16 protein-coding genes and 2 pseudogenes are annotated in these 16,772 nt (G+C 70.7%); 5 read left to right on the forward strand and 13 right to left on the reverse strand.

What is annotated here, in order from left to right; genetic code table 11:
• The first annotated feature begins 12 nt into the window (after positions 1-12).
• Positions 13-468: a lipoprotein LpqV gene (locus AC2VOR_RS12845; RefSeq protein ID WP_369737327.1), complete on the forward strand. Its 456-nt coding sequence runs from the start codon at positions 13-15 to the stop codon at positions 466-468.
• An 87-nt stretch (positions 469-555) separates the two neighbouring features.
• Positions 556-1,626 (forward strand): patatin-like phospholipase family protein, encoded by a 1,071-nt coding sequence (locus AC2VOR_RS12850; RefSeq protein ID WP_369737326.1) that lies wholly within the window; start codon positions 556-558, stop codon positions 1,624-1,626.
• A gap of 10 nt (positions 1,627-1,636) precedes the next feature.
• Here the strand turns inward: AC2VOR_RS12850 and AC2VOR_RS12855 are convergent, their stop codons facing one another.
• The 9 genes from AC2VOR_RS12855 to AC2VOR_RS12895 form a co-directional block, all read right to left on the reverse strand.
• Complete coding sequence (locus AC2VOR_RS12855) at positions 1,637-2,506, reverse strand: patatin-like phospholipase family protein (RefSeq protein WP_369737325.1); 870 nt, start codon at positions 2,504-2,506, stop codon at positions 1,637-1,639.
• Positions 2,507-2,534: 28 nt separating this feature from the next.
• On the reverse strand, positions 2,535-3,401 hold the full coding sequence (locus tag AC2VOR_RS12860; protein WP_369737324.1) for a class II glutamine amidotransferase: 867 nt from the start codon (positions 3,399-3,401) through the stop codon (positions 2,535-2,537).
• 34 nt (positions 3,402-3,435) lie between these two features.
• Complete coding sequence (locus AC2VOR_RS12865) at positions 3,436-5,070, reverse strand: fatty acid--CoA ligase (RefSeq protein ID WP_486963901.1); 1,635 nt, start codon at positions 5,068-5,070, stop codon at positions 3,436-3,438.
• A gap of 99 nt (positions 5,071-5,169) precedes the next feature.
• Positions 5,170-6,288 (reverse strand): YncE family protein, encoded by a 1,119-nt coding sequence (locus AC2VOR_RS12870; RefSeq protein ID WP_486963902.1) that lies wholly within the window; start codon positions 6,286-6,288, stop codon positions 5,170-5,172.
• A 396-nt stretch (positions 6,289-6,684) separates the two neighbouring features.
• Positions 6,685-7,389 (reverse strand): DUF427 domain-containing protein, encoded by a 705-nt coding sequence (locus tag AC2VOR_RS12875; protein ID WP_486963903.1) that lies wholly within the window; start codon positions 7,387-7,389, stop codon positions 6,685-6,687.
• Between the two features lie 7 nt (positions 7,390-7,396).
• Positions 7,397-7,669: a DUF6295 family protein gene (locus AC2VOR_RS12880; protein WP_369737321.1), complete on the reverse strand. Its 273-nt coding sequence runs from the start codon at positions 7,667-7,669 to the stop codon at positions 7,397-7,399.
• A 12-nt stretch (positions 7,670-7,681) separates the two neighbouring features.
• Positions 7,682-8,437, reverse strand: a complete 756-nt coding sequence (locus AC2VOR_RS12885) for a dienelactone hydrolase family protein (RefSeq protein WP_369737320.1) — start codon at positions 8,435-8,437, stop codon at positions 7,682-7,684.
• Between the two features lie 99 nt (positions 8,438-8,536).
• Complete coding sequence (locus AC2VOR_RS12890; RefSeq protein ID WP_486963904.1) at positions 8,537-10,132, reverse strand: esterase-like activity of phytase family protein; 1,596 nt, start codon at positions 10,130-10,132, stop codon at positions 8,537-8,539.
• Positions 10,133-10,183: 51 nt separating this feature from the next.
• Entirely contained in the window at positions 10,184-10,966 is a 783-nt protein-coding gene (locus tag AC2VOR_RS12895) for a hypothetical protein (protein WP_369737316.1), read from the reverse strand.
• Between the two features lie 225 nt (positions 10,967-11,191).
• Between AC2VOR_RS12895 and AC2VOR_RS12900 the strand changes: the two genes are divergently transcribed.
• The 3 genes and pseudogenes from AC2VOR_RS12900 to AC2VOR_RS12910 all read left to right on the forward strand — a co-directional run.
• Entirely contained in the window at positions 11,192-11,764 is a 573-nt protein-coding gene (locus AC2VOR_RS12900; protein ID WP_486963905.1) for a hypothetical protein, read from the forward strand.
• Positions 11,761-11,955, forward strand: coding sequence for a hypothetical protein (locus tag AC2VOR_RS12905; RefSeq protein ID WP_369737314.1), 195 nt, complete (start codon positions 11,761-11,763; stop codon positions 11,953-11,955). Before AC2VOR_RS12900 ends, AC2VOR_RS12905 begins: the two co-directional genes overlap by 4 nt.
• 77 nt (positions 11,956-12,032) lie before the next feature.
• Positions 12,033-12,373, forward strand: a pseudogene (locus AC2VOR_RS12910) (SRPBCC family protein); the annotation flags it as partial.
• A 233-nt stretch (positions 12,374-12,606) separates the two neighbouring features.
• Here the strand turns inward: AC2VOR_RS12910 and AC2VOR_RS12915 are convergent.
• From AC2VOR_RS12915 to AC2VOR_RS12930, 4 genes and pseudogenes are all read right to left on the reverse strand, one after another.
• Positions 12,607-13,941, reverse strand: coding sequence for a ClC family H(+)/Cl(-) exchange transporter (locus AC2VOR_RS12915; protein ID WP_369737312.1), 1,335 nt, complete (start codon positions 13,939-13,941; stop codon positions 12,607-12,609).
• A 178-nt stretch (positions 13,942-14,119) separates the two neighbouring features.
• Entirely contained in the window at positions 14,120-14,563 is a 444-nt protein-coding gene (locus tag AC2VOR_RS12920) for an ArsI/CadI family heavy metal resistance metalloenzyme (protein ID WP_369737311.1), read from the reverse strand.
• A 13-nt stretch (positions 14,564-14,576) separates the two neighbouring features.
• Positions 14,577-16,101 (reverse strand): annotated as a pseudogene (arsB, locus tag AC2VOR_RS12925) (ACR3 family arsenite efflux transporter).
• Positions 16,098-16,463: an ArsR/SmtB family transcription factor gene (locus tag AC2VOR_RS12930; protein WP_369737310.1), complete on the reverse strand. Its 366-nt coding sequence runs from the start codon at positions 16,461-16,463 to the stop codon at positions 16,098-16,100. The pseudogene arsB and the gene AC2VOR_RS12930 overlap by 4 nt, the downstream one beginning before the upstream one ends.
• Positions 16,464-16,772: the final 309 nt, after the last annotated feature.

Consider the following 16,772-nt stretch of genomic DNA (forward strand, 5'->3'; position numbering starts at 1 on the left):
TAGATTGGCAGAGTGCGCCGGCGCAGTCATCGGGTCCCGCGGTGGGGCGCCGTCGTCCTCGCTGCCGGCGTGCTGGCATGTTCGCCGGCGCTCGCCGGTTGCTCGCGCGGCTCGGGCGGTGGCGGGACCACGTCGGCGCCGGCAGGGCCGTCGGGCAGCGCCGGTGTCCGGGGTCCGGCGCCGCCCGCCCCGATCGGCCTGTCCCCCGCCGGCGTGACGACCCGGGTGGACGTCCCCGCCGATTCCACCGAGGAGCAGTACTTCCAGGCCTGTCACGCCGCGAAGGTGTGGATGGATGCCCAGCCCGGCTCCGGCGCATCGTTGGTCGAGCCGTATCTGGCGATGGTCCAGGCGTCGCCGTCGGGAACCCCGGGCAGCTGGGATACCCCGTGGGCGCGGCTGAGCCTGGCCCGGCAGGCAGCGGTGATCGTCGCCGCGCGGGCGGCCGCCAACGACGAATGTGGATAGCGCCGCTGCCGCAGCGCTGTTGAGATCACGGTGCACAAAAGTGCCGCCCGGGCAGCCGGGGACCGCTCCGCCGCGCAGAATGAGTGGATGCCCGGCGAACCTGACGCGGCGGTTGCCCGTCGATCGGCATCGACGCGGGTGGCGCTCTCCCTCGGCAGCGGCGGCGCCCGCGGCTACGCCCACATCGGGGTGATCGAGGCGCTGCAGGCGCGCGGCTATGACGTCGTCGGGATCGCCGGCTCGTCGATGGGTGCGCTGGTCGGCGGCCTGCAGGCGGCCGGACGCCTCGACGAGTTCGCCGACTGGGCGAAGTCGTTGACCCAGCGCACCATCCTGCGGCTGCTGGACCCCTCCATCAGCGCCGCGGGGGTGATGCGGGCCGGCAAGATCCTGGACGCGGTGCGCGATATCCTGGGCCCGCTCGCCATCGAGGAACTGGCCATCCCCTACACCGCGGTCGCGACCGATCTGCTGGCCGGGAAGTCGGTGTGGTTCCAGCGCGGCCCCCTCGACGAGGCGATCCGGGCGTCCATCGCGATTCCCGGGTTGATCGCCCCCTACGAGGTCGACGGACGGCTGCTGGCCGACGGCGGCATCCTCGACCCGTTGCCGATAGCCCCGCTCTCGGCGGTCAACGCCGAGCTGACCGTCGCGGTGAACCTCAGCGGCAGCGAGGTGATCGCCAGCCGCGCCGCCGAGCCGGGCGCCACCGCCGAGTGGTTGAACCGCATGGTGCGCAGCACCTCGGCGCTGCTCGACACCGCCGCCACCCGCTCGCTGCTCGACCGGCCGACGGCGCGGGCGGTGCTGGGCAGGTTGGGCGCCGGGCCCGCCGACGTCGATCGGCCCGACGCGGATCCCGACACCGAGCCGCACGAGGCCGCCGAACCCGCCGACGGCGACGCGGACGTTCCCCGGCTGAGCAGCTTCGAGGTGATGAACCGCACGATCGATATCGCCCAGTCGGCGCTGGCGCGCCACAGCCTGGCGGCCTACCCGCCGGACCTGTTGATCGAGGTTCCGCGCTCGACCTGCCGCAGCCTGGAGTTCCATCGCGCGGTGGAGGTGATCGCCGCCGGCCGCGCGGTGGCCGACCGGGCGCTGGACGCCTTCGAGGCGGGCTCCGGCGCAACCACGCCGCCCGCGATCGAGGCCTGACCCGGCCGGGTCACAGACCCAGGAATCGCGCGACCGCGCCCGCTTCCCGGCGTCCCTGCTCGCGCCCGGCGACCGCGGAGGCCACGCGGCACCGCGGGTCGAGCGGATTGGGCCCGAAGGCCGTCAGCGAGCTCGCGTCGGCGAAGACGGCGAACGCGGCGCCGCCGAACGCCTCCACCTCGGCGGCGGGGCCGGGACCGAACGGCGACGGCGTGTTCACCTCGCTGGGCACCAGGACCACCGCCTCGTCGCAGTCGTCGGCCACCGCGAGGTTCACCGAGCTGGCCACCCCGCCGTCCATGTAGCGCCGGCCCGCGATGGTCACCGGCGGCCACGCCCCCGGCACCGCGCAACTGGCCGCCACCGCGTCGACGAGGCCCACGCCGGAGTCGCGGTCGAAGACGACGAGTTCGCCGGCGGCGGTGTCGACGGCGGTGATCCGCAGCGCGCGGCCGGGCCACTCGTGCGAGGGCAGGCGTTCGGCGATCACCCGGCGCCGGACCGCCTCGGCGACGGTCCTGCTGGCCAGGGCCACCGCGCCGATCCTCTGCATGCGCTGCCGGGTCAGGTCCTGCGAGTCGTCGTAGGGCTCGCGCAGGGCGGCCAGGAACAGTGCGGTGATGTCGTCGACGTCGACCCCGGAGTCGATCTCGGCCGACGACTCGCCCACCTGCCGGCCGTAGAGCGCCTCGAGCGTGCTGCCGCTGCCGAGCTGCGCGGCGACCGCCGCGCCGGCCGAGGTCCCGACCAGCACGTCGGAGTCCAGCAGCAGCCGCGCCGCGGGGGGCGACTCGTCGGCGATGCCGCGCAGAACGCCGGTCGCCCAGGCGATTCCCGCTATTCCTCCACCGGCCAGTACGAGCGCTCGTCGGGGTGCCACGCCCATGCACTCTGCCAGACGGCCGGGTTCACGCCGGCGCGTGCTGCGCCTGCTGCGCCGGCTCGTCCAGGTCGGACTTGGCGAGCTGGTGGCGGGGCGGGCCGGGCAGCGCCACGCTGCGGTCGATGTGCAGCCCGGCGTCGACGTGGATCAGTTCGCCCGGCTCCATCAGCCGCCAGCGTGGGTCGTCGTCCATCCGTTCGCTGGCGAACACCACCGACGACCGGGCGTACAGGTGCCGCGAGTACGCGCGGATCCGGTTGGTGCGCAGGTGGAAATCCCGGTCGGCGTGGTCGTGGCGGCGGTCCAGGACGTAGAGCGTGTGGGTTTCGGGATAGCGCAGCGCCCACATCTCGGTGGCGGTGCTCAGCAGCACGTTGACGGCATAGAGCGGCACGCTGTCCGCGAGCCAGCCCATCGCGTCGAGCAGGCCCGCGGTCACGTCGCCGTCGTGGTCGCGGACGCGGGCGGTGATCAGGGCGAAGACCCGCTCGGAATCGGTCTGGCCGAGCACCAGGTCGTCGGTGCCGGCCTCGCGCAGCCGTTCGTCGACGGCGTCGAGCCCCTCGACCACGCCGTTGTGGGCGAAGAGCCGGCCGTCCTGCAGGAACGGGTGGGTGTTGTGCACGTCGTGCGCGCCGGTCGTGGCGTAGCGGACGTGGGCGAGGAAGGTGGTGCCGGTCATCTCGTGCGCCTCGGTGGCGAAGGCGGCGTCCTCCCAGGCCGCCATCGGCTGCTTGCGCAGCTCCGGGCGGCCGTGCTGGTCGAAGACGCCCAGGCCGGTGCCGTCGGGGTTTTTGCGGCTCTGCCGACAGAGGTTGTCGGGGGCGTCCAGCAGCCAGAAAGTGGCGGTGCACACGTCCGTCCCGGCGTGCAGGCCGAAGAGTCGACACATGCTTTCGACAGTAACCGCGCCGCGCCGAGCGCGATCAGTCGCGCGCTTCGATCACCCAATAGCCGTGCTCGGCGTAGCGCGACCGGATGGCCTTCTTGTCGTACTTGCCGACGCTGGTCCGCGGGATCTCGTCGACGAACGTCCACCGCTCCGGCAGCCACCAGCGAACGACCTTGTCGGCCAAGTACTCTCGCAGCTGCTCGGCGCCGACCGGCTCCCCCGGTTTGGTCACGACCACCGCCAGCGGCCGTTCCTGCCAGCGCTCGTCCGGAACGCCGACGACCGCGGCCTCGACCACGTGCGGATGCCCGATCAGGCAGTTCTCCAACTCCACCGAGGAGATCCACTCGCCGCCGGACTTGATGACGTCCTTGGCCCGGTCGGTCAGGGTGAGGAAGCTGCGCTCGTCCATGCGGCCGACGTCGCCGGTGCGCAGCCAGCCCGAGTCGAACTTGGACTCGTCGCGCCCCAGGTAGTAGGAGCCGGCGATCCACGGCCCGCGGACCTCCACCTCGCCCACGGCCGCGCCGTCGTTGGGCAGCGGCCGGCCCTCGTCGTCGACGATGCGCATCTCCACCCCGCACACCGGCTGCCCCTGGGTCGCGCGGTACTCCCACCGCCGCTCCGGCGGGGTACCGGGCGGCGGCCAGGCCGTGGTGGCCATCGGGGACGTCTCCGTCATCCCCCACATCTGCCGGATCTCGACGCGGTGCTTCTCCTCGAAGGTCCGCATCAGCGACACCGGCACGGCCGAGCCGCCGCAGGCCACCAGCCGCAGCGACGACAGGTCGTGGTCGGGCTCCTCCTCGAGGCGATGCAGGATGTCGTTCCAGATGGTCGGCACCGCGCCCGCCACGGTGGGCCGCAGCTTCTCGATCATGTCGAGCACCGACCGGGCGTCGAGGTGGCGGTCGGGCAGCACGATGTCGGCGCCGGCCATCAGCGCAGCGTACGGCAGCCCCCATGCGTTGGCGTGAAACATCGGCACGATGGGCAGCACCGTGTCGTCGGTCCCGACGCCGATGCCGTTGGCGGTGCAGGTCGTGATGGAGTGCAGGAAGCTGGAACGGTGGCTGTAGACCACGCCTTTGGGGTTGCCGGTGGTGCCGCTGGTGTAGCACATCGCGGCCGCGGAGCGCTCGTCGATGTCCGGCCAGTCGAATTCGGCGGACTCGGCGGCCACGACATCGGCGTAGCGCAGCACGGTCTTGCCCGAGCGCTCCAGCGCGGCGGTGTCCCCGTCCCCGACCGCGATCACCGTGTGCACCGACTCGAGCTCGGGCAGCACCGGGGCGAGTTGCCCGGCCAGTGAGAGGTCGACGAGCACGACGCGGTCGTCGGCCTCGTTGGCGATGTAGGCGATCTGTTCGGGAAAGAGCCGGATGTTGAGGGTGTGCAGCACGGCGCCCATCGACGGCACCGCCAGGTAGGTCGCCAGGTGTTCGGCGTTGTTCCACATGAACGTGGCCACCCGCTGATCCCCCGCGACGCCCAGGTGACGCAGCGCGTTGGCCAGCCGGGCCGCCTGCCGACCCAGCTCGTCGTAGGTGGTGTGCCGGTAGCCGCCGCTCCCGGTGGCCGTGGTGACCGTGCGGGCTCCGTGGACGCCGCAGCCGTGTCGCATGATCGCGGTGATCGTCAGCGGGAAGTCCTGCATCGTGCTGTCCATCGCTGTGCCGCCTTCGCCCCTCGTGTTCGGTGCGCCGAATGCTATCGCCGCGCGCACCCAGGGAGAAAACGGGTGGCGGGAGCACCGCCTCGAGGCGCGTCAGACCAGGGCGGGCGCGTCCTCGACCAGCTCGGGCACGACCCACTCGGCGGATCCGCTGGCCCGCCCGGGGCACTCGATCCCCGGCGCCACGATCGAGGCGACCGGCGCGACGGTGATCGCGCCGGAGTACTCGGCGATGTAAAGGTAGGTGCCGTCCGGGCTCTCCACCACACAGGAGGGTTGGTCTGCCACGCCGACGCTGCCGAGGACGTCCTGCGTCAGGGTGCACAGCACCGTGATGCCCTCGTCGCTGACCAGATAGGCACGGTCGCCGTCGCCGCTGAGCGTCAGCCCGGTCACGACGCCGGTGATCTCGCCGAGTTTGCGCGTGCCGGTGATCCTGCGGGTGCGGGTGTCGACGACGTCGATCACGGCACCGAGTTCGGGCGCGCTGCTCAGGACGTAGGCCAGCGTCCCGTCGGGGCTGAGCGCGACGTCGCGGATCGGCAGGCCGATGTCGAGGGTGTCGACGGTGCGCGCACCGTCGCCGGAACGGGCGCCCGTCTCGACCACGACGAGCCGTCCACCGGCGGCGACGTAGAGGTGAACGCCGTCGGGGCTGAGCCGCAGGCGATCCACGGTGGGTGCCCACGCGTCAGCGGCGCCCACGGTGTGGACCGCGGCGGTGAGATCGACCGTCTCCACCGCGCCCGTCGTCGTGTCCAACACGGCGACGTCCGCCACACCGGCGCCGGTGCGCCCGGCGTAGACGCGCGCGCCGTCGGGGCTCACCACCAGGTCGCTCACGCTGTGCGCCAGTCGGTGGGATGCGACGACGGTGTGGGTCGCCAGGTCGATGATCGCGATCGCGTCGTAGGCCGTGGTCGCGGTGCGCACGTAGGCGCGCCCGGCGTCGGGGCCGGCCGCGGCGATCGCCGACGCCTCGCTCATCCCGGCGAAGGTTCCGGTGACGCGGCACGTGGCGGCGTCGACGACGGACACGCTGTCGTCGCCGTAGTTGGTCACGAGCAGTCGTGAGCCGTCGGGGGTGGCGGCGATGCCGCCGATGGGACCGTTGTTCACGCCGATCTTGACGACGATCGGGGATCCCGGCTCCTCACCGAGTTCGATGACCTGACCGTTCCGCGCGATCGTCCGGTCGTTCCCGTCTTTCATGCTGACACCGCCTTTGCTGTGTTCGTCGTACGTCCACGCGCGACAGTGGTCGAGACAACCTTTGCGAGACCGGCGGCGTGGATTTACCCGTGTCCCAGCACCTGCAAGGTGACTGCTTTTTCCAGATCCTACCGGCTGAATTTCCCGAGAAAATAAAGCAAATTCGCGCCCTGTAACCCACATCACCCGAGCGCCCCGGCAAGTGGCCTTGCGATTGGCCGGAATTCGCGGCATGGCAAACGCGGCATGCGGCTACTCACAGGAATTCCCGTGTCGTCGCTAACTTTTCGGGGCACCCGTACACCCGGAACCGAAAATCGGGAAATTCGCCGTTGTGGCCGCGATTTGGAGGCAAATGTCACAGCGCGGGCCACGCGCGTCGCGCGGGTGAGATTCTCAGCCGAAGTGGGTCCGCGGGCGCGGTTGCCGCACACCGTCGACGACGACGTCGACCTTCTCGTCGTAGAAGGCCACCAGGCCGGCGATCCGGGCCACCGCGGGCAGCGGGTAGTGGTACGTCCAGGCGAGGTCGGGATGGACGGTGCCGACGGCGCGCACCCACCAGTAGCCCCACGTCACTCCCTTGTACGGGCACAGCGTCTGGGTCGGCGACGGTTCCAGGTGCTCGATGGCGACATCGGTCAAGTCGATGTAACACCTTGTGGACAAACCGGTTTCGAAGAGCAGCACCGGGGTCGCGGTATCGGCCAGCACCACCCCGCCGAGTTCCACCCGGACGTGGCGGTGCGAGCGCAGCGCGTCGACCCGCACGTACGGACTGCGCGGATGGCCGTAGATCGGCTCGTCCTCCTCGAACCAGCGCAGCGGGCCCTCGCCGTCGAACACCCGCGCGACCGATTCGTGGACCCGGTCCCCGGCGACCAGGGAGTGCAGCCGCGACGGCCCGAACTGCACGCGCTGCGGGTGCTGCTCGTCGCGCAGGAACCCGTCGCGGACGCCGGTGACCGGGATGTAGTACTGCGGGTAGTAGGGCACCTCCCACACGTAGCGGGCCGCGGTGGTGTCGAAGACCAGCGCATCGCCGAGATAGCCGCGGACCCGGCGCGGCGCGGGCTCGATCCTGCCGCGTTCGGCGGTCACGCGGCCGCTACTGGTTCTTGGACGCCAGACCGGCCGGCGCGTGCGCGACGGCGTTGCGGATGGCGTCGGCCAGCGCCAGCGCGCTCTCCTCGGTGAGCTCGAGCGCCACCCGCGCCGACGGCCCCAGCTGCGGGTTGATCACGTCGATGTTGACGGTGTGGCCGTAGGGCGCGTGGACCGGATGGTCGACGTACACGGTCGCGCGGCTGGCGCCGAACCATCCCGTCGCCCCCTTGCCGCTGCCGTCGATCTCGACGTGTTCGGTCAGATAGGTGCACATGGGTTGGGAAACCTAGCCTTTCAGGTGGGTGGCGAAGAACTCGTCGATGTGCCGCCAGCCGTCCAGCGCCGCCTCCACCCGGTAGGCCGGCCGGTCGACGGCGAAGAACGCGTGGCCGGCGTCGTCGTAGGCGTGGAATTCGTGCGGCTTACCCAGCTTGTTCAGCTCGGCGTCGAGCGTGGCCACCGCCTCGGGCGAGGGGAACTGGTCCTCGTTGCCGAACAGGCCCAGCAGTGGGCAGCTCAGGTTGGGCGCCAGGTCGAGAATCGGCTTGAAGGCCTTGGGCATTCCCTCCGGCGGATCCTCGACGACGAACGCGCCGTAGCAGTCCACCGCGGCGTCCAGCGGCAGCGAGCACGCCGCCAGGAAGGCGTGCCGCCCGCCCGAGCAGTGCCCGATCACGCCGAACTTCCCGTTCGCGCCGGGCAACGTGCGCAGGTGTTCGATCGCACCGGCCACGTCGCCGACCAGTCGCTCGTCGGGCACCCCGCCGGCCGCACGCGCCGCCGCGGCGGCGTCGTCGGGAGACGCGCCCGGCGCCTCGCGAGAGTACAGGTTGGGCACCACCGCGTGATAGCCGCCGACCGCGAGCCGGCGGACGAATTCCTTGGTCTGCCGGTCATATCCGGGCATGTGGTGGATCCACACGATCCCGCCGCGCGACCCCTCGGCCAGCGGCATGGCGCGGTAGGCCTCGATCTCGTCGCCCCGGTGGCCGGTGATGCTGATCGTCTCCGCGCGGATCGCATCCGGGCTGACCGTGCTCATCACGATGCTCCTTTGCCGGGCCGCAACCGAATGCGGAACGCGCGCGGCCCTGCTGGCACGCCCCGCCGGACCCAACGTATCCGACCGTCGGCGCGCCCGTCAGCCGACGACGATCGGCACCGTCACCTCGTCCATCTTGACGGGCACCTTGGCCATGTCCACCGACAGGATCTCCCCGCTGTCCTGGGTGCCGTTGCTCAGCTTCTTGGGCCGAAGCCGGAACGGCGGCGCGTCCGACCCCGGGGCAAGGCCGGCCAACCCGTAGTCGCTTTCGTTGGCCACCAGCAGCGTCTTCCCGCCGTCCGGGGTGACGAGCCCTTCGACTTTCTCGTGCCCGAAGAAGTCACCGTTGGGCGACAGGGTCCGCAACAGGGCGCCGAGGTTGAGCTTGGGCGCCTTGGACGCAACGGCGATCCCCGCCTCCTGGAGTTTGTTCGTGGCCGCCGCGTCGGTGCTGACACCGACGAACGTCTCGATCGGCACGCCGTCGACCAGGAGGCCGCCAGCCTCGGGCCGGTACACCGACCCGGACACCATCGCGCGCGGGCCGACGTCGGTGGCCCCGGCGATATCGGTCACGTAGATCTTCTTGTTGCCTTGCGGCGCAGGCTCGTTGTCGCGTTCGTCGACCAGGAATGTGGTCGCACCGATGGCCGTGATCTCCGACACCGCCACCTTGGTCTGCTGCGGATCGGCCAACGGGTAGAGGTACTCGTGCACGTCACCGCGGTCGGTCAAGTCGACGGTCACGATCCGGGTGACCGGCACCGACCCGGACGGCCCGGCCGGTGTCCGCAACGCGGAGTGCATGATGCCCACCAGCGTAGTGCCGTCCGGAGTGATCGTCAGGCCCTCCATGCCCTGATTCGGGGCGCGCAGCGAGAGCTCTCTGGGCAGCGTCCCATCGGAGGGCGAAAGCCGTTCCAGCTCTTTGCCGTTGGCATCGAAGTGGACCAGCGATGGACCGTACTCGTCGGACACCCAGAAGCCGCCGTCGGGCATGGCGACCAGCCCCTCGGGGTCCAGGCCGTGATCCGACGGCGCCAGGACCGTGCCGTTGAGGTCCACCAGCGATTCGCCGGGGCTCGCCCGCGAGTCGGCAAGCCCGACCAGGGGTGCGCCATCCGTGCCGCACAGCGTGACGGCGCGCTCTACCGACGCCGTTCCGTCGGCGAGCTTGAGTTTGACGATCTGCGGGTGGAAATCCGGTAGCGGAAGCACCTTTTCGCCGGGGCCAGGGCCGTCGACCGCGGGCCCGCGGTCGGTGAGGCCGTAGATCTCGCCGACGCTGCCGGGCACCGCCGCGATCGCGGACCCGTGCGAATTAGCCTGGATCACAACGCCGCCGATCGTGGCGAGCGGCGCCGCGTTCTCGGCGTAGAGCTTGACGGTGTCGCTGACGGTCGCGGGAAGGTGGTCGGTGCCGGTGAACCCGGCGTCGGGGGTGTAGATCATCGCGCCGTTGGCGCCGTACGCGATGCTGCCGTGCTCGGGCTTGCCGAACGACACCGGTGTCACCCCGTGGGTGGCGGCCAGCATCCGGGCCGGGGAGATGAGGAGCGCCCTGCCGGCGCCGGTGCTCAACGGTGCGTCGGCCGCGGGCAACGTCCGCGACGGCGCGGAGCCCGACGAACAGGCCACCACCGTGGCCAGCACGGTCGCCGCCGCGACCGGCCACCCCGCCCTACGCCCCACGCGAATGGCTTACCAAGAGAAGTTGTCCAGCAAGTGAACGCCGCACCGCCGTCACCGCCGCCTGTCGCGCACCTTGTAGGTCGAGGGCCACGATTTTCGCGCCTCGTCTCCGGTCAGCGGCGTCCCCATTCCGCCGACCTTGACGCTGTAGGCCTCCTTGCCGGGGCCGACCTCGCGGTTGGCGTGCTCCTGGGCCAGGTAGTACAGCTCGTCGATGGTGGCTTCGTCGTAGGCGACGAACGAGGTTTCCCGCACGACGTCGTCGATCCCGGCCAGCAACCGGCTCGGCAGCGCCCGCGACACCAGCACGGCCAGGGCCAGCAGCGAGAACGGCACTACCCAGTAGCAGACGTAGGACAGCGGGTTCGTCGCGTCCCGGCTGCCTGCCCCGGCGTTTACGACGGGCGGGATGGCCGACGACACGGTCATCCCGGCGAACGCGGCGACCCAGATCCAGGTGAGCAGGCGGGCCAGCCGGCCGAACAGCTCCGTGCTGACGACGTCGGGCGGCTGCTCGGCAGCGGCGCATTCCGCGACGAACGACCTGCCGAGCAGCGTGCCGGTCAGCGTCATGAGCAGGATGCCGGCGTTGCTCAGCGGCAGCAGCCACGCCAGCGCGGACGACTCGCCCAGCACCACCGTCAACACCGTCAGGACCCCGAACGTGGCGACGGCGCCGGCTTCCGCCACGCGCCCGGACTTCCCGGTCACTCCCGCGGTCAGCAGCGCCGCCACGGCGGTGACCAGGGCGACCCACGCGGCGACCGCCGCGGGGGCGTCACCGACGAGCACCCAGTAGACGATCCACGGCGACAACCGGAAGAGCATGCCCATGAGGGGTCAGTGTATGACCGCCGGCCGACGCTACGGCGGCATCGCGCGGGCTTCTTCACGCCAACCGCCGGGCTCGCCGCGGCCCTGCGGGCGGCCGAGCCCAGGCGTGGCGAGCCTTTGAACGGGGCACGGTGTTCCTGCCCGGCACCGAGGTGCTCGCGGTGGTGGCGCGCAACGGCCGGGCGTCCCCACCGGCCGCGGGATCATCGACGCCGACATCGTGGCGTGCGCGGCCGGCTTCAGGGGGCGGGCGCCGCCGGCTTCCTGCAGCGGCTCACCACCAACGAGGTCGACAAGAGCGTCGGGTCGGTCACCTACACCCCGCTGCTCGCCGATACCGGTGGCATCCGCAGCGATCTCACCGTCGCGCAGCTGGGCGAAACCCGCTTCCCGTTGGGCGCCAACGGCCCCCAGGACTTCGACTGGCTGACCCGCCACCTGCGCGACGACGGCAGCGTCACGCTGCGCGATGTCACCGGGGGCACCTACGGCGTCGGCGTGTGGGGGCCGGCCGCGCGCGAGCTGGTGCAGCGGCTGTGCCGGGAAGACTTGTCGCACAAAGACTTCGGTTGCTTCCGTGCGCACCATACCTACCGAGGCGCCGTCCCGGTCACGATGCTGCGGGTGTCCTACGTCGGTGAACTGGGGTGGGAGATCTACACCGAGGCCGGCTACGGCGGCGCGCTGTGGGAGCTGCTGTGGACGGCCGGCCGGGCCCACGGCGCCATCGCCGCCGGGCGCATAGCGTTCAACTGCCTGCGCATGGGAAGGGCTACCGCGCCTGGGGCACCGACATGACCGCCGAGGACCGGCCCGACGATGCCGGTCTGGGCTTCGCGGTGCGCATGACCAAGGACGACTTCGTCGGCAAGGCCGCCCTGCTGGCGTCGGTACCACGAAAGATGCTGCGCACCATCGTTTTCGAAGAGCCCGCCGCCGTGGCACTGGGCAAGGAACCGGTGCACGCCGGGGACGGGTGCATCGGGTAATCACCAGCGCGGGCCATTCGCCCACGCTGGGCCGCACCGTCGCCTACGCCTGGCTGCCCGAGGTCGGCGCAGTGCGGGAGCGGCGCTACTTCGCGATCACCGTCAAGCCGACCGTGTTCATCAACCCGGTGCCCGACCACGTTTCCACCGGATGTTTCCACTGGCCCCCGATCGCACCGTCGTCGAATGCGACTGGCGCTACGCCGCGGACGTGGCGGCCACAGGCGACCTGTCCGGGTCGGTCGAGCTGTTCCACCGGGTCAACGAGCAGGACTTCGACGCGTGCCGGCGCACCCAGCCGGCGATGTCCTCGCGCGCCTACCGGGCGGGCGGCGTCCTGGTGCCCGCCGAGCTCCACATCGCCGAATTCCACCGGTGGGTGGTCTCGCGCGTCGGCGCGCCCGCCGGGCCGAGGTGAGCGGGTCGGTCCCTGAACAGCGGTATAAGCGCGATCATCATGGCGAGTGGCGACAACGGAGATGCCCCCGCCGGCTCCGACACAGGCCCCGATCGCGCTGCAGACCTGGATCGGCCAGGCCTGCCCGGCGCACGCCGTCGGCCGGAAGCCGCCGCCTTCGCCGAGGTCGCGCAGCGCACGATCGCCGCCGCCGACAGCATCAGCCGCCGGCTGGGCTGGACCGAACGGGCATCTTAGGCCGATTCGTCTTCCACAGCGGCCTCGACGGCCATCCGCTCGCGCAGGCTGTCATAGATCGGCGGCGACGCCACCAGGTACGCGGCCAGCACCGCCGCGGCGGTCGCGGCCAGCATGGGCACGATCACCTCCGTGGTGGCCGTCATCTCGACGACGATGACCATCCCGGTGACGGGCGCCCGGACGGTTGCCCCGAAGAACGCCGTCATCCCCACCAGCGCCATCGGAACCGCCAGCGACGTCGCGTCCGTCGGCCACACGAGGTTGAAGACCCCCACGAACAACAGTCCCCACAGCGCACCCACCGCCAGTAGCGGCGCGAACAGCCCGCCCGGCACGCCGGCCGAGTATGACAGGGGACCCGCGAAGAACCGCACCACGAGGTAGCCGATGACGACGGACAGGGCGAAGCGGTGCCCGCCGAGGATCAGTTGGCTCACGGGGTCGCCGCCGCCGACAGCGCGGGGGTAGACGAACATCGCCAGCCCGATGACCGCACCGACCAGGGCCGCCTTCGCGGGAGCCGGTACCCGGCCCAGCGCAGCCACGTGGTCGATGAACCACAGCACCAACCGGTTGTAGGCGGCACCAAGCCATCCGGTGAACAGGCCGAATACGACGAACAACGGAAGCCACCGCAGCTCTGGGGGCCCGATGCGTTCGACGTCAAAGTCCGGGTAGTTCCCCAGGACGAGCCGGGCGCAACCGACGGCCGCGGCGGCGGCGAAGAGAGTCGCCAGCACGGTCTTCACCCGGAACGACTTCGTCACCTCTTCGAGGGTGAACAGGGTGCCACCGATCGGTGCGTTGAAGGCGACCGCGAGGCCGGCGCCGCCCAACGCCGTCTGCATCATCCTGACCTCGGAGTCGGGCAGCCGGACGCGCCGCGCCGCCTCGGCGCCGATCGCCGCACCCATGTGCACCGTCGGGCCCTCGCGGCCCAACACCAGCCCCGACCCGATGCTCAACACGCCCCCGATGAACTTCGCCGGAAGCAGGCGGATCAGCGGTGGCCGGGCGTCACCCCGGAAGACCGCCTCGACATGCTGGATCCCGCTGCCGGCGGCCAGGGGCTCCCATCGCACGACCAGGGCGGCCAGGGTGGCGCCGGCCGCCGCCGCGGCGAGGGGGACCAGCCAGCCCGGCCCGGGCAGCCGGTGCGCCCAGTCCACGAAGTCGACGCGCAACTGGTCGGCGGCCTGCAGGCACCAGCGGAAGGCGCCGCCGACGAAACCGATGGCCACGCCCGCAACGGTCGCCGTCACACAGATGAGCAGAGAACCCCGCATCGAATCGTCGGGCGGGTCGGGACCTGCCGTCGGCGCGGTCATCGCGGCCCGCCAACTGGTCGGTGTGGATGGTGGTCGTCCCTGCCGCGAAGACGCGCGAGCACCCTAGTTCTCCTTCGACGCTGGACCGGCCCGGCTCCCAGTCTCGCAGAAGGAGGTCTGCGCTGTCGCGCAGCCGACCGAGGCGCCAGGAGAACGCCCTCGTCTTGGCGATTACCGCTCAGCAACAGGAGGCAGTATCGGCCGCAACACCGTCGGAGACCCCGTCGCCGGTGTCATCGCAGCCGGCACCGAAGGTCTGCGAGTCGGACAGGACGGTGTAGACCTCCCACCGCTCGCCGGCCGGTCCGGTCACCCAGGCCTTGTCTTGCAGGGCATAGCAACAGGTCGTGGCGATCTGCTCCTCGGGGATCATCCCCTCAGCCGCGAGCCGGGCGATCTCGTCGTGGACCTCGCCGCTGGATTCGACCTCGACGCCGAGGTGGTTGATGGTGCCGCCATGGCCCGGGTTCTCGATCAGCACCAGCTTCAGGGGAGGTTCGGCGACGGCGAAGTTGGCGTAGCCGGGTTTGACCTTGGCCGGTTCGGTGTTGAACAGCTTGGAGTAGAACGTGATTGCCTCGTCAAGGTCGTCGACGTTGAGGGCCAGTTGCATGCGCGACATCGTTGTTCCTTTCTCAGGGGCGACCGGGTTGCGTCGTGTCTGCGGACCCCAGGAGCTCGGCCACCAACAACCGGACCCGCTCGGCGATGTCGTCGCGGATGGCCCGCACCGTCGACAGGGGCTGACCGGCAGGATCGGGCAGTTTCCAGTCGCGATAGGACACACCGGGGAAATACGGGCAAGCATCACCGCAGCCCATGGTGATCACGACGTCGCTGGTCTGAACCGCGTCAGGGGTGAGGACCCTGGGGTTCGCGGCGGCGATGTCGATGCCGAGCTCGGCCATGGCCGCGACGGCGACGGGGTTGACCTGATTCGCGGGTTCGCTTCCGGCGGAACGCACTTCGATACGGTCCCCGGCCATGCTGCGCAGCAGCGCGGCGGCCATCTGTGACCGCCCGGCGTTGTGGACGCAGACGAACAGCACGCTGGGTTTAGCGGCCAACGGCCGGGCCTCCCGTCGACGCGCCCGGGAACAGCCGGGGACGCAGCGCCAGGGACACGTACACAAGGCCGACCAGCACGGGCACCTCGATCAGCGGTCCGACGACCCCGGCCAGGGCCTGCCCCGAGGCCGCGCCGTAGGTCGCGATCGCCACCGCGATGGCCAGTTCGAAGTTGTTGCCGGCCGCGGTGAAGGCCAGCGTGGTGGTGCGCGCGTAGCCGAGCCGCAGCAGGAACCCGAGGGTGTACCCGCCGGCCCACATGATCGCGAAGTAGGCCAGCAGCGGCAGCGCGATGCGTGCGACATCCCATGGCCGCGAGGTGATCTGGTGGCCCTGCAGGGCGAACAGGATCACGATGGTGAACAGCAGCCCGTACAGGGCCCACGGCCCGATGCGGGGCAGGAACGTCGACTCGTACCAGGTACGGCCCCTGGCCCGTTCGCCCAGGCGGCGCGAGAGGTATCCGGCCAGCAGCGGGATACCGAGGAATACGAGCACGGATTCGGCGATGTGCCACGGGGAGACGGCGATGCCGGTCTGCGGCAGGTGCAGCCAGCCGGGCAGCACCGACAGGTAGAACCAGCCGAGCGCGGCGAACATGGCCACCTGGAACAACGAGTTCAGCGCGACGAGCACGGCCGCGGCTTCGCGGTCTCCGCAGGCCAGGTCGTTCCAGATGATGACCATGGCGATGCAGCGGGCCAGCCCGACGATGATCAGCCCGGTGCGGTACTCGGGCAGGTCCGGCAGCAGCAGCCAGGCCAGCGCGAACATCACGGCCGGCCCGACGAGCCAGTTGAGCACCAGCGAGGACACCATCATCTTGCGGTCGCCGGTGACCTCGTCGAGCCGGTCGTAGCGGACCTTGGCCAGCACGGGGTACATCATGACCAGCAGGCCGATTGCGATCGGCAGTGAGATGCCCTGGACCTCAACGGAACTCAATGCCGGTCCGAGGCGGGGAACGAGGCGGCCCAGCAGCAGACCGGCGACCATCGCCACCCCGATCCAGATCGGCAGGAACCGGTCCAGCGTCGAGAGCCGGGTCACCACCGGGGCGGGGGTGGACACCGATGTCGTGCCATCGGTCATGGCTCGCACCTCGCCGCGGTCGCCGCCGGCTGCTCGTCGAGACACAGGACGGACGAAAGCTGCTGCAGCGCTGCGGGAATCACTCGGTAGTAGACCCAGGTGCCGCGCCGCTCACAGTCGAGCAGTCCGGCCGTGCGCAGCAGTTTGAGGTGGTGGGAGATCGTGGGCTGGGAGAGGTCGAAGGTCGTCGAGATCTCGCAGACGCAGGCTTCACCGCCGGGGTGGCTGGCGATCAGGCTCAGCAGGCGGAGTCGGACCGGGTCGCCGAGCGCCTTGAACATCGCCGCCAACCGGCCCGCGTCTGACTCCTCGAGGGCCGCCGCCCCCAGCGCGGGGCAGCAGCCAATCGCTTGATTTGACATGTTTCTATATAACAGTTTATCGAATCAATGCGCAAGGCGTGGGACCGGTGAGCTCGGCCATGCTGGGCAGAGCTTCACCCCTGAGAACCCCGCCGTGCCCCCAGTCGGGCTCGAACCGACACTGGACGGTTTTTACAGTAAGAGTGAGTGCGAAGCGGTCGCTGGTGCCTCACACACAGTGAGCGCGTAGGAGGCTTGCACTACTTCGCCTTCCCTCTCTGTCAACCTTGGGTGAGGCACCCGTCCCCTGACAATCAGTGACTCGAGGGCGGGGATGGAGAGCTTCCCCGAGATGACAAGCAAGGTGAC

It is taken from the genome of Mycobacterium sp. TH-M103 (assembly GCF_057473785.1).

What these genes read in the sequence shown, in the direction of transcription:
- AC2VOR_RS12905 (WP_369737314.1), top strand. Translation starts at nt 11,761, where the DNA reads ATGACCGCCGAGGACCGGCCCGACGATGCCGGTCTGGGCTTCGCGGTG.
- AC2VOR_RS12865 (WP_486963901.1), bottom strand. Translation starts at nt 5,070, where the DNA reads ATGGACAGCACGATGCAGGACTTCCCGCTGACGATCACCGCGATCATG.
- AC2VOR_RS12870 (WP_486963902.1), bottom strand. Translation starts at nt 6,288, where the DNA reads ATGAAAGACGGGAACGACCGGACGATCGCGCGGAACGGTCAGGTCATC.
- AC2VOR_RS12895 (WP_369737316.1), bottom strand. Translation starts at nt 10,966, where the DNA reads ATGGGCATGCTCTTCCGGTTGTCGCCGTGGATCGTCTACTGGGTGCTC.
- AC2VOR_RS12860 (WP_369737324.1), bottom strand. Translation starts at nt 3,401, where the DNA reads ATGTGTCGACTCTTCGGCCTGCACGCCGGGACGGACGTGTGCACCGCC.
- AC2VOR_RS12885 (WP_369737320.1), bottom strand. Translation starts at nt 8,437, where the DNA reads ATGAGCACGGTCAGCCCGGATGCGATCCGCGCGGAGACGATCAGCATC.
- AC2VOR_RS12880 (WP_369737321.1), bottom strand. Translation starts at nt 7,669, where the DNA reads ATGTGCACCTATCTGACCGAACACGTCGAGATCGACGGCAGCGGCAAG.
- AC2VOR_RS12920 (WP_369737311.1), bottom strand. Translation starts at nt 14,563, where the DNA reads ATGTCGCGCATGCAACTGGCCCTCAACGTCGACGACCTTGACGAGGCA.
- AC2VOR_RS12850 (WP_369737326.1), top strand. Translation starts at nt 556, where the DNA reads ATGCCCGGCGAACCTGACGCGGCGGTTGCCCGTCGATCGGCATCGACG.
- AC2VOR_RS12915 (WP_369737312.1), bottom strand. Translation starts at nt 13,941, where the DNA reads ATGACCGCGCCGACGGCAGGTCCCGACCCGCCCGACGATTCGATGCGG.
- AC2VOR_RS12930 (WP_369737310.1), bottom strand. Translation starts at nt 16,463, where the DNA reads ATGTCAAATCAAGCGATTGGCTGCTGCCCCGCGCTGGGGGCGGCGGCC.